The organism is Phyllobacterium sp. (genome assembly GCF_037994405.1).
Lineage (GTDB): Bacteria > Pseudomonadota > Alphaproteobacteria > Rhizobiales > Rhizobiaceae > Phyllobacterium.
Genome location: NZ_JBBNAN010000308.1, coordinates 1 through 11,102, shown reverse-complemented (window position 1 = coordinate 11,102; position 11,102 = coordinate 1). Strand labels below are relative to the sequence as shown.

Here is an 11,102-nt window from a genome sequence, read left to right as displayed (position 1 = left end):
CGGGCTTCACATTCTACCTCGCCAATTTTGCCGACTACAATGCCACCTATGGCGCGCTCGGTGCGGTCGCCGGCCTGGATTTGGATCTCGGTGATCATCCTCATTCTCGGCGCGGAACTGAACGCTGAACTGGAACATCAAACGGCGATCGATACGACCATTGGTGCTCCGGCTCCCATGGGAGAACGCGGAGCCGTGGTTGCCGATACACTTGGCGAATCTGCGAATGAGACGAAAGGCAAAATGTCGGCTTCCTGAAGCGGTTAGCCCTCTGGCTTTGCTGCAGGGAGGTTCATCATGGCCATGGGCACAGTATAATGGCTCAGTTCGACCAAGGTTTTGGCGTCATTCAACCTGAGGAGGGGCTGATGTCTTCGTCCGTATCTCTGCCGTTGAGTAGGCTGACAGGCGCAGCCTCATGCGGTCAGGAGATCAACTACGAACTCACGCCGACAGCAGATCAGGCAAAATGTCAGTTGATCAATTGAGCGGTGCCTGGTCAGCTGCGGCATTGCCAAAGCCGGAGTGGCAAACGTTGCTGCATCGGTCAGAGCAAAGGCCGGACTAGTGCCCGGCGTTTATTTATTTTACAATCATTCAGAACAGAAGGCTTGCAACCATAGGACAAACTATCGATTGAAAACTCTCAAAGAATTGGCGGAGCGCCGTGCATCCGCAGCGGCGGCAAAGAAACGGCTTCTAAAGAAGTTCGAGACCGCACCGAAACCGAGCGACCCTGACATGGTTGCAAAACGCGCCGAACGCGAAGCGGTTGCCGCTGCCCGCGAAACACGACGTGTCGAACGCGAACGATCAGTCCAGGAAGAACGAGATCGTCAGATCGTAGAGGCAGCGGCAGTCGCTCGTGCTGCATCGGCGCAGGCGGATGCGCTCGAAGCTGAAGCAACAAATCGCATCGCGCGCGTGGCGACCGATAAAGCCGAACGGAAGGCGGAGCGCGATCGGCGGTATGCTGCCCGCAAAGCCAAGCAGCGCTGAATTTTCCACGTACCGTGGTGCATGAGCGCAGTCGGGATATCGATAGGGGCCGCGTGCTTGCGATGTCACCCGCCTTTCAACTTTTCAATGTCAAGATCAATTCCATCGACGACGCGTGTCGGTCAAAGCTTGTCCGACGGCGACGCCCAACAGGAAAGCAACAATGCCGACGATGCCAAGTACAGAAGTCGTGATGCCGGGGTTTTCGCGGGCGATCTCGGAAACCGCTTGAGCTTGCGTGCGCAGTTGCTGCGTTGCCCGTGATGCCAGCGACGATGCGTTGTCAGACAGGTCCGAGGCCTGCTCGTTCGCATTGTCCAAAACTTTGGTGCTCCGCTCCGCAATGGTTCTGTTGATTTTCGTGATTTCCTTTCGAAGGGCTGCGATCTGTTTCTCCAGGGATTTTTGGATATCGTCGGCATTCGGGGTTGCAGGCTCAGGTGCGTCGGCCATTGAATTATTCCTTGAAATGGAGCTGGTAAGGAACGGCGCTCAGGCCGATTTGTTCCGGAACGAGCTTGAGCTGCATGGACAGAAGGCGCGTTGCCAGCCGGGCCATGGCGTTCCATAGACAAGCCTGCCCAACTTGTTGATTTAGCGGTCTGGGAGCACCCCTTGACGTGAGCAGATCGCGCTCGGGACGAACAGTTACAAACGTCGGGTATTTAAGTTCATTCTAGGTATTTGAAGATTGAGTTGCATGAAAATGGGCGATCTAATGGTTCGCGGGTTCGAGCATATTCGGTCTCGTATAAGCCAGCTGCGAAGCGGTTGCTCAGGTCCGATGGGGAGGGCCAGGCGCCTCTTGACGAGGCTGAGACTATGAAGGTTCTGTTGCGCCCGCAATCGGCATCTAACCGACGTCACCCTCGCAACCGATACGAAGGGCAAGATCGTCACCGGCCCGATGGCCGAGCTAGTCAAGCCTGCCATCGAGATCAGACTGAGATGGCTCAGTCGGGATCCGTCGGTGACGGCGTGGGATGCCTGCGTGCCTCTACCTCGGCGTCGGTCCACTCAAGGAAGAGGCTGTAGGCGACCGCGAGCAGCGCAGGGCCGAGGAATATGCCGATGAGGCCAAAGGCGAGAACGCCGCCAATGAACCCGAATAGACCGAGCAACACGGGCAGATTGTTTGCCTTACCGAGGACATAAGGCCTGAGGACATTGTCGATGCTGCTGACAAGCAGCAAACCCCATGCCGCGACGAAGACGCCCCACCAAACCGTTCCCTGCATAAGGAGCCATAACGCCACCGCGCCCCACACAAGCGGAGGGCCGGCCGGGACAAACGACATAATGAACGTGAGGAATCCAAGCAATAGCGCCTGAGGAACACCGGCGATCCAGAAACCGATGCCAGCCAAGAGGGCTTGGGCGAGTGCCGTACCGATCAAGCCGTAAACGACGCCCTTCACGGTTGCTCCGACCACCATGAGCAGCTGCCGGCCGCGGGAGCCGGCGAATCGTTCGCTGATTTCGCGCATATGGGCCGTCATCCGCCGGCCGTGGAGGTAGAAGAAAAAGGCGGTGAATACACTCAGTCCGATTTCAACAAGGCCAATCCCGAACACCGTTCCGCCAGCTACGGCGATATCGGTGACGGGGCCGATCAACTTCTTGAGTTCAATGATGAAGGCGGGCGCGTCGTGAGCCAAGCTCTCCCAATAGACAGCCAAGATCTCCCCAACCACCGGCACCCCTTCGACCCAACGCGGTGGCGCCGGAGGACCTTGCTCGAGAATGCGGAGCGTCCCCGTGATCAGGCTGCCTACGCTGTCCGCCAGTGTCGCCACCATTACGGCAAACGGGGCGATAAGAACGAGGACTACCAGCACTGTCATCACGGCGGCCGCCAGTGCTTTATAGCCGCCGACTATCCGCTCGCACTTCTTGTAGATGGGCCATGTCGAGAAACATATGACCGCTGCCCACAGGATTGCCGACAGGAAGGGCCAAAGCACAACAACGCAGCCGATCGCCAGCAAAAGAAGCGCGCCGACCCCCAGAATCTGTTCGATTGGCTTGCCGAGAGGTATCACGACCAATCACTCCTGTCGCCGTCCGGGAGCTGTCGCCCAACGGTAATTTTGCTAAATAAGCAGGTTAATATAAGCTGATCTTGCCGTCAGGCATTTTTCCGCCACTGACGCTTGAGAGACCATACATGCTCCCGCCCATTTTTCAGGAGCGCATCATGGATATCACAAAATTTATCGGCGCTTATTCGCCCGTAATCCAGAGCAAGGACAGAGATGAACTCGCTGTGGGTCATGGATGCGCTCGAGCATGGCATGCGGGATCAAGAAACCATTGTTCGCCAGGTATCCTCCATGACAACGCCAAGCCGACCGGGAAGCGAAGTGAAATTGGCCGTGTGATTGCAAGCAATGCGTCAATTGGCGAGGCGGGAGCCGAATAGTTAGCCACGCCACGCGATGATTGGAACCTAAATCCGGCTGGACTGTTGTGGAATGCCGGACCACCCGTTCGGCAGAGACTTGACGCGGGCCCCAACCAACCCATGACCCGCGCCAGAGATTGACGTATCGGAGGCCTTCCCCCTTAGAGGCGCTGTTTGAACGACTGACTACCCCTCGCGCAGGTCATTGCGAAAAATGGTACCGATCAACTCGCCAGAATCATTGTAAACTCTGATGAGCCATTCGGCGGAATCGATGGCACTATCGACCGGCATTTCACCTGCCGCGCGTTTTGCTTCGGCCAACGCTGCTTCGTGGTCGACAAGTTCAACGGTTATGTCGTTGGTCTTTTCATGAAATTCAAATCGAAACAATGGCATGCTAGTCCCTCCGGAACGGGATAGTCCCGATCCCTTGCAACGCGACAGGAAGTCATTCGTTGCACCGACGGCATCAGCGCCAGTGCACATGTCGGGCTGGCAAGACCATTGCCTATGTCAATGGCGATGCCGAAGAGGTCGTTCGCGGGACGGCCGACGGGAATGCCAGGCTTATCTCTGCCGTCCAGGACTTGATGGGCTTCACCCCCCAGATCGACCCAGCATCTGAAAATTTTCACGAACAGACATTCGCATTGCAGATCGCTCCATTGGAACAATTACACGACGCGGACGTTACTCAAGATTGGAGTGCCATCAGCACTCGTAGGAGACGTTTATGGATATCACCACCCTTCTCATCATAGTTCTTCTCATTGTTTTGCTAGGCGGAGGCGGCTGGTACGGCCGGGGACGCTGGTATTAAGCAACCCCTACACATCTGTTGCAAGCTGCCTGTTGATCGAGTGGATGTCGGATCCATCTACAGCATTGCTGATAAGACGCTGCAGACAAGGAGCATATCATGAACAACCTCATCTGGTCGGAGCAGTCGTCATTGTTCTGTTCATACTCGGATATTTTGGGCTCCGGTAGAAGGTCCCAAATTAGTAGCTTTTAAGAAAAGTTTGCCTCGGTTCTCCGGTTCAAAAAACCTGTTTCCTACACCCGACGTCACCAGGCCGGATTTTTCCGCTCGGGCCTCGTTCGCAGGTTGGACTTGAAGCGAGTGCACCGGGTGCCCAGCGGGCTGCGCACGTACAATTTCTTCCAATCTCTGTAAATGGCCAGCGTAAGTTTTCCCGGCGGTTTAATGCGGGATTGTCAGCGAATTCAGTGATTGCGACGGCTTCCCCGAGATGGAACCGCTTTTCATAACGGCGCGTTCAGCAGCATCGATCGGGCACCCGGCATTCCGCTGGCCCTTCCCGCATGGGAAAATGTGGCCAGCTTTTTACGCGGATGCCGCGGCCAAAGCTGAAGGGGAATGGTCTTTGGTGCAGGCTTCCGATTGCAAGGACATGTGGGCCTATGAAGGCAAGCCGCTTTACACGTATGCCAAGGACATGAAAGCCGGGGAAACAAACGGCGATGGTGTTGGTGGCGTTTGGCAGATTGCCAGATAGCAGAACACCAGGAATTGGACTGTGGGCGGTCATTGTATCGCCCAATCTCGTTAGGTGCTCGTTATCGAACCCTGTTGTCGCATTAGGTAAGCCCATAGATCCGGGGAAAAGGCATCATTGCCCTGTAGCTTAGCGCACGTGCGTTTCTGCGATCTCCTCGATCCGCGCTTCAGATAGCCTCCATGCGTATTCACCGCGTACGGTCCATTGCCCGGCACATGCCTCAGATGCCGGAGTCGGCATCCACCGATCGGATCCGTTGGGCAGTAAGGCGTTGACATTGGGTTTTAATAACTGTAGTAATAAAGCATTGAGTTTTGGATCGTTTGACTTTTGTTTCTTCGCGCGTTGAGCGTGCTCTAACGAACTTCCCCTTCAAAAATCGAAAACAACTGCAATCGTGCATTTGCACGATGCTTATATTATATTGCTAGGAAAGGGTATGTTATGACCACTGGCACAGTTAAATGGTTCAATACTACAAAAGGTTTTGGTTTTATTCAGCCTGACAATGGCGGCGCGGATGCGTTCGTTCACATCTCGGCAGTCGAGCGCGCTGGAATGCGCGAAATCGTCGAAGGCCAGAAGATCACCTACGAAATGGTTCGCGATGCCAAGTCGGGCAAGATGTCCGCAGAACAGCTTCAGGCTGCCTAATCGCGTTGCGCCGCCCTGGTGACCACGGATGTAATGGCACCGCCGGGAAGTAGAATGCGAATGGAAGGTCAGGCGAAGAGCCTGGCCTTTTTTGTGACCTGCGTTCGCTTTAGCGCCCGATATCGATCTCTGGTTTCGATTTGGTCTAAATCAGTGGGAACGCCCACGTCCATCAAGGATTATCACGCGATCAGCGAGAGAGAAGACGTGTTAGCATATCAACCAATTCGTCATTACTGAACGGTTTCCGAAGAACGGCATGGCCGTTGTAGCCGTCCCAAATATCGTGAACGCTGTTGCCGGTGGAAAAGACAAACGGAACACCGCGCGCTGTGAGCGCGTCGGCTATAGCTCGGCTGTTGTTGCCATTGAGATTCATATCCAGCATGGCGGCGTCGAACACTTGCCCGTCAATCAGGGCAATGGCCCGATCGATCGTGGCGGCAGAGGTCACAGACTCGCATCCGAGGTCCGCCAGCATGCCTTCAATCATCATAAGGATCAGCATTTCATCCTCGATCACGAGGACGCGGCGACCAGAAAGCAATTTATACTCCACCAGCGCCTTGTGGCGCGGGAATGTTCATCGTGCAGACCACGCCGTCTGACCGATAGTCGAGGTGGACCGTGCCTTCCAGTTCGTGGGCCAGACCGCTCTCGATCATGCGCGAACCGAACCCTTTATGTGACGGTGTGAAAGGACCTGGAAATCTCATTTTTCGTGCACCCGCTAGTACTCCAGTGGTGCCCCGCCGTCGAAGACCCGCCTCGTATTCCCGCCAATTCGATATCCGAAATTTCAACTTCGCAATGCGATGACGGCGATCGGTGTTGTGTTTGTACGGGATAGCACTCGGATCAAGCTGATTGTGATCCTGTTTGCCATCGCCGAACCGTTGATAAAGTATCCCTGCGCCAACGCCGTGCTTCAGTGAACTTCGATGACTTGATCGTCTGCCGCGTCTCCAGCAGGGGGATTCTAAGCGGAAAACTCTACACTAAAGCGATCCAGTATCCGGTCGCGGATCAAGACGTTCCGTCGTATGTCAGCGGGATTCCAACGAGCGTAGAAGCCGGTCCCGGTAGGCGTCGAGCACGACGGCCAGCACGATCACCGCGCCGATGACGATCGGCTTGAAGTTGTCGCCGAGGCCGAACAGCTGCAGGCCGGTGGTGAGCACCTGCAGGATAGAGGCACCGACGAGCGAGCCGATGATGGACCCCTTGCCGCCGCTAAAGCTGGTGCCGCCGATGATGACGGCGGCAATGGCGTTCAGCTCATAGCCGACGCCCGCAATCGGGCTGCCGACGTTCAGCCGCAAAAGATAGACCATCGCCGCGACGCCGGCGGTCAACCCGCTGATCGTGAACGCCGCGATCTTGTATTTCCGCGGTGCATGGCCAGACAGCCGCACCGCTTCCTCGTTCGTGCCGATGGCGAAGATGAAGCGGCCGAACACGGTGAACCGCAGAATAAACCAGCCGAGGAGGATGACCGCTACGGCGATCAGAAAGATCGACGGGAACACACCGCCGACGATCATGTTCCCGAAATCGATGAAGGACTGCGGCAGCCCGGTAATGGTCGAGTTGTTGCTGACCACGCGAGCCGCGCCGCTCGCGATGTTCAGCATACCCAGGGTGACGATGAAGGACGGGATCTTCCACTGCTCGCATACCCACCCGTTGATCGCACCGCAGGCCGCCCCGGTCCCCATGCAGCCCAGCAGGGCCAGCGGGATGGATGCCGCGACCGGGATGTCCCGATCCGTCATGATCAGTGCGCCGATAACGGTGCAGAGGGCGAGCACCGAGCCGACCGAAAGGTCGATCCCGCCGGTCAGGATGACCAAGGTCATTCCCGACGAGAGCACCGTGTTGATCGCAATCTGCACGAATAAATTCAGGAAGTTTCCTGCCGTCGCGAAGTAAGGCGCGGTGATCGAGAAGAATATCACGATCAGGACCAGCGCCGCCGCGACGCCGGCATCGCGCGCCAGAAAGCGCAACACGCCGTTCCAGCGGCCGCCGGCGTTCTGCTCCCGGGCAGGCTCAGTTGCTTGGCTCAAGGTCGTATTCCTCGTACGCGAGTGAAAGTATCCGCTGCTGGTCGAAGAGGGTGCGCGGCACTTCGCCCACGATCCTGCCGTTCGCGAACACGATGATGCGGTGACAGATGCCAATCAGTTCGGGCAGGTCCGAGGAGACGAAGATGATGCCCTGGCCCGCGGCCGCCAGTTTCCACAGCAGTTCATAGATTTCCTGCTTGGCGCCAACGTCGATGCCGCGGGTCGGTTCGTCACAGATCAGCACTTTTGCGCCGCGGAACAGCCATTTCGCAATGACGACCTTCTGCTGGTTGCCGCCCGAGAAGTTGCGCACGGCCTGGAACACCGACGGCGTCTTGATGTGCAGCTCGTCGACGAGGGCACTGGCGGCGCTTTGCTCGGCCGACCGGTGCAGTAGGCCCAGGTGCGACACCTTGGCGAGGTCAGTGATGGTGATGTTCTCAAGGCATGACAGGCCCAGCAGCAGGCCCTGGTTCTTGCGATCCTCCGTCAGCAGACTCAGTCCGTGCCGAACCGCGTCCTGCGGCGAAGCGATCGTCACCGGCGCGCCGTCAACGAAGATCCTGCCGGCGAATCTCGGGTCGGCGCCGAATACGGCGCGCATCGCCTCAGTGCGACCGCTGCCCACTAGCCCGGCCACGCCGACGATTTCGCCGCGTCTGACGCTGAACGACACCTCGGGGGCAGAGGCACTGCGCCGCAGGCCCTCGACGCGCAGGACCTCGTCGCCGACCTGCACGTCCTCGCCAAACATGTGTTCCGCCTTGATGCTGCGGCCAACCATCATGCGCACGATCTCAGCGATCGTCAGCCCGGCAAGCGGCCGCGTGGCGACCAGCTGGCCGTCGCGCAGCACAGTGACGCGGTCGCCGATCTCGAAGATCTCGTGCAGCCGGTGGGAGATGTATATGATGGTGACGTTGTTCGCCTTCAGCTGCCTGAGGATGCCGAACAGGCGCTCGATCTCCTTCGACGTGAGCGTAGCCGTCGGCTCATCCAGGATGAGCAGCTTGCTTTCGTGACAGAGCGCCTTCGCGATTTCGACGAGCTGCGTCTGTGCGACCCCAAGCCGCTCGACCGGAATGGTCGGCGGGATGTCCAAACCGACCTGTTTCAGCAGGGCGGCGGCGCGCCTGTTCATCTCCGCATAGTTCACCAGCCCGTGGCGTCGCGGCAGGCTTTCGAACAGCAGGTTCTCCGCCACCGTCAGGTGCGAGAGCATGTTCAGTTCCTGGTGCACGACGCGGATGCCAGCGCGGTACGCATCCGTCGGGGTGCGCGGCCGGTATGGCTTGTCGTCGAAAGTGATGTCTCCCTCGTCGGCGACGTAGATGCCGGCGAGCACATTGATCAGCGTCGACTTGCCCGCGCCGTTCTCACCGAGCAGCACGTGCGCTTCGCCCCGCACGATGTCGAGCGACACGTTCTGCAGGGCCATGACCCCAGGGAAATGCTTACTGACGCCCCGCAGCTGTAAAAGCGCGCCGGCTGGCGCGTCGGGAGTTTGCGATTCGACTGCGGAGTGCTCCATCGACGCGCCCTTCTCGGCTCCGAGAGCCGGTTATTTCTGGCGGACGCAGCGACGTCGCAGCACGGCAATCCGATCAGTCACGCATGCGGGATGCCGGGAGAAGGGCGCGACTCACCTCGCGCCCTTCTGTCCTCGTGCCGAATACGAAGCTTACGGAAGATCTTTAGCCGTAATCAACTTGATGTCGGTCTTGACCCACCCGGTGAACTTTTCTCCCGCTAACTGCCGCAGACCGTAGCCAATTCCCAGCACTGCCATTTGCGCACCGTATTGCTCGATAGTCGCCAACATCTTACCGCTCTTGATAAGCGGCTGCACTGCTGGAATGTTGTCAAAAGCGACGACCTTGATTTGGCCGCTCTTGCCGGCAGCATCAAGCGCTTTGACCACGCCGAGCGCCATCGAGTCGTTCGCCGCCATTACGCCCTGAATACCGGGATATTGCGTTAGGAAGTTCGTCATCAGTGTGTTTGCTTCCTCGGTCTCCCAATGCGCCGTCTTGCTGTCGAGGAGCTGGAGCTTGCCTTCGGCCACCGAATCGTCGAAGCCCTTCTTGCGTTGCTGGGCATTGTCGGCTTCCGGATTGCCTTCCAGGATGACGACCTTGCCCCCCGGCCCGAGCGCCTTGGCGAGCGCGTCGCCGGCCAGCTTCGCGCCGGCGCGGTTGTCGGGACCGAAGAACGCAAGGTCGATCCCCGCCGCCTTCTTGGCGTCGCTGTCCAGTTCGACGTCGATGTTGATGACGACGACCCCGGCCTTCACCGCTTTGGCTATCGGCGTGACCATGGCCTTGGAGTCCGCCGGCGCCACCACAATAATATCGTACTTTTGGGTGACGAAGTTCTCTATGGAGTCTACTTGTGCAGCGAAGTCACGTTCATCTTTCATTCCGACAGCCTTGAAGTCAAACTTGTCGGTGTTCTTCGCCGCATAGTCCTCGGCGCCTGCCTCCATTACCTTGAAGAATTCGTTAGCAAGCGACTTCATCACCAGACCAACTTTCGGCTTTCCAGCGGCAAAAACCGGAGAAATACCGAGAGCAAGTAATGCAATAGAAGCTACCGCGCTCGTCATGAGAACCTGACGGCGCGTCGCGGCACTGCCAGTCAAACCGGAAGCGGGGCCCATCCGCATTTCTTTGGTCATTTGTCCCCTCCCTTTTTCTGTTGTTACCTTAATATATCGCTACGGGACGGCAGCTACAAGAACCATCGCTTTCCACCGCAGATCATCGCCCATGCTGTCTGGCTCCATTATCGGTTCACGGCGGGTGCTGGAGCGCAGCGTCGTCGTCTCCTATGAAACGATCCATCGATGGGGGAAGTTTGGTCCCAGTCCGTCGTCTTCCCGGCAATCGGCCTTCGCCGAACGATACTTGGCATCTGGATGAAGGTGCGCCATGGAGGCACGAAGGAGGAGCTATGATTTAGGCACTTCCCAAGCAGCTATGCTGCACAGGAGATGAGGGCTTGGCCCCTCGGAGCCGGCTTGCAGGAGCAGGCTTCAAACCACCTCAAACTGCTGTCGTAAAGAGCGATGGTGGTGAGCGTTGAGGAAAAGGCCGGACTTGATCCGGTCAGGTGAGATGCAAGGAGACGAGCGTGAGTGAACCGCTGAAGACGTTGTCGCACTGTATTTAATCGTAAGAATGCGGCCGTTCAGACTTCACTGCTGCATTTAATATGAGAATGAAGTCGCAAAGATTCTCAAATTAGTGCGCCGGGAGACCGGCAAGGAGTAGGTGGTGAGAGTCCACTACGATGAAGGAGTAGCGATCCACATCGGCCCCAAGCCGTGCGCAGACATCCGCGAGGATGCCGGCGAAGCGTCGGTAGGGGAGTGCATAGGCCAGCCATTGAGCCACGAAAGGGAATTTGTGCCGGATGCCGACGCCGTTAATTTGGCGGAAGGCGAAACGG

Annotated in this window: 10 protein-coding genes and 4 pseudogenes; 5 read left to right on the top strand and 9 right to left on the bottom strand. The window is 57.7% G+C overall.

Features of this window, described 5'->3' with window-relative positions; all coding sequences use genetic code 11:
• Together AAAC48_RS17275 and AAAC48_RS17270 are read left to right on the top strand one after the other, a co-directional pair.
• Positions 1 to 258, top strand: a pseudogene (locus AAAC48_RS17275) (YhjD/YihY/BrkB family envelope integrity protein); the annotation flags it as partial.
• A gap of 378 nt (positions 259 to 636) precedes the next feature.
• Positions 637 to 999 carry a DUF6481 family protein gene (locus AAAC48_RS17270; protein WP_340655364.1) on the top strand — a complete coding sequence of 121 codons (363 nt, stop codon included), beginning with the start codon at positions 637 to 639 and terminating at the stop codon, positions 997 to 999.
• Positions 1,000 to 1,095: 96 nt separating this feature from the next.
• On the opposite strand, the gene AAAC48_RS17265 is transcribed toward AAAC48_RS17270, so the two are convergent.
• From AAAC48_RS17265 to AAAC48_RS17255, 3 genes are all read right to left on the bottom strand, one after another.
• Complete coding sequence (locus tag AAAC48_RS17265; RefSeq protein WP_340655363.1) at positions 1,096 to 1,452, bottom strand: hypothetical protein; 357 nt, start codon at positions 1,450 to 1,452, stop codon at positions 1,096 to 1,098.
• Positions 1,453 to 1,952: 500 nt separating this feature from the next.
• Entirely contained in the window at positions 1,953 to 3,041 is a 1,089-nt protein-coding gene (locus AAAC48_RS17260; RefSeq protein WP_340655362.1) for an AI-2E family transporter, read from the bottom strand.
• Between the two features lie 548 nt (positions 3,042 to 3,589).
• The gene (locus tag AAAC48_RS17255; RefSeq protein WP_340655361.1) at positions 3,590 to 3,802 is read right to left on the bottom strand and encodes a hypothetical protein; all 213 of its coding nucleotides are present in this window, start codon (positions 3,800 to 3,802) and stop codon (positions 3,590 to 3,592) included.
• Positions 3,803 to 4,737: 935 nt separating this feature from the next.
• On the opposite strand from AAAC48_RS17255, the pseudogene AAAC48_RS17250 reads away from it, so the two are divergent.
• Together AAAC48_RS17250 and AAAC48_RS17245 are read left to right on the top strand one after the other, a co-directional pair.
• Positions 4,738 to 4,926 (top strand): annotated as a pseudogene (locus AAAC48_RS17250) (hypothetical protein); the annotation flags it as partial.
• A gap of 447 nt (positions 4,927 to 5,373) precedes the next feature.
• Complete coding sequence (locus tag AAAC48_RS17245; RefSeq protein ID WP_340655360.1) at positions 5,374 to 5,583, top strand: cold-shock protein; 210 nt, start codon at positions 5,374 to 5,376, stop codon at positions 5,581 to 5,583.
• A gap of 190 nt (positions 5,584 to 5,773) precedes the next feature.
• On the opposite strand, the gene AAAC48_RS17240 is transcribed toward AAAC48_RS17245, so the two are convergent.
• From AAAC48_RS17240 to AAAC48_RS17215, 6 genes and pseudogenes are all read right to left on the bottom strand, one after another.
• The gene (locus AAAC48_RS17240) at positions 5,774 to 6,106 is read right to left on the bottom strand and encodes a response regulator (RefSeq protein WP_340655359.1); all 333 of its coding nucleotides are present in this window, start codon (positions 6,104 to 6,106) and stop codon (positions 5,774 to 5,776) included.
• Positions 6,107 to 6,131: 25 nt separating this feature from the next.
• Positions 6,132 to 6,299, bottom strand: a complete 168-nt coding sequence (locus AAAC48_RS17235) for a hypothetical protein (protein WP_340655358.1) — start codon at positions 6,297 to 6,299, stop codon at positions 6,132 to 6,134.
• 27 nt (positions 6,300 to 6,326) lie between these two features.
• Positions 6,327 to 6,431 (bottom strand): annotated as a pseudogene (locus AAAC48_RS17230) (IS5/IS1182 family transposase); the annotation flags it as partial.
• A gap of 198 nt (positions 6,432 to 6,629) precedes the next feature.
• A complete protein-coding gene (locus AAAC48_RS17225; protein WP_340655357.1) occupies positions 6,630 to 7,652 on the bottom strand; it encodes an ABC transporter permease in 1,023 nt (340 codons plus the stop codon).
• Positions 7,636 to 9,183: a sugar ABC transporter ATP-binding protein gene (locus AAAC48_RS17220; RefSeq protein WP_340655356.1), complete on the bottom strand. Its 1,548-nt coding sequence runs from the start codon at positions 9,181 to 9,183 to the stop codon at positions 7,636 to 7,638. Before AAAC48_RS17220 ends, AAAC48_RS17225 begins: the two co-directional genes overlap by 17 nt.
• Positions 9,184 to 9,333: 150 nt before the next feature.
• A complete protein-coding gene (locus AAAC48_RS17215) occupies positions 9,334 to 10,257 on the bottom strand; it encodes a sugar ABC transporter substrate-binding protein (protein ID WP_340655365.1) in 924 nt (307 codons plus the stop codon).
• 105 nt (positions 10,258 to 10,362) lie between these two features.
• Here AAAC48_RS17215 and AAAC48_RS17210 point away from each other — a divergent pair.
• Positions 10,363 to 10,574, top strand: a pseudogene (locus tag AAAC48_RS17210) (IS6 family transposase); the annotation flags it as partial.
• Between the last annotated feature and the right edge of the window lie 528 nt (positions 10,575 to 11,102).

Excerpts from the sequence above, each read along its gene's own strand:
- AAAC48_RS17265 (WP_340655363.1), bottom strand. The coding sequence starts at position 1,452 with ATGGCCGACGCACCTGAGCCTGCAACCCCGAATGCCGACGATATCCAA.
- AAAC48_RS17255 (WP_340655361.1), bottom strand. The coding sequence starts at position 3,802 with ATGCCATTGTTTCGATTTGAATTTCATGAAAAGACCAACGACATAACC.
- AAAC48_RS17245 (WP_340655360.1), top strand. The coding sequence starts at position 5,374 with ATGACCACTGGCACAGTTAAATGGTTCAATACTACAAAAGGTTTTGGT.
- AAAC48_RS17235 (WP_340655358.1), bottom strand. The coding sequence starts at position 6,299 with ATGAGATTTCCAGGTCCTTTCACACCGTCACATAAAGGGTTCGGTTCG.
- AAAC48_RS17220 (WP_340655356.1), bottom strand. The coding sequence starts at position 9,183 with ATGGAGCACTCCGCAGTCGAATCGCAAACTCCCGACGCGCCAGCCGGC.
- AAAC48_RS17215 (WP_340655365.1), bottom strand. The coding sequence starts at position 10,257 with ATGACGAGCGCGGTAGCTTCTATTGCATTACTTGCTCTCGGTATTTCT.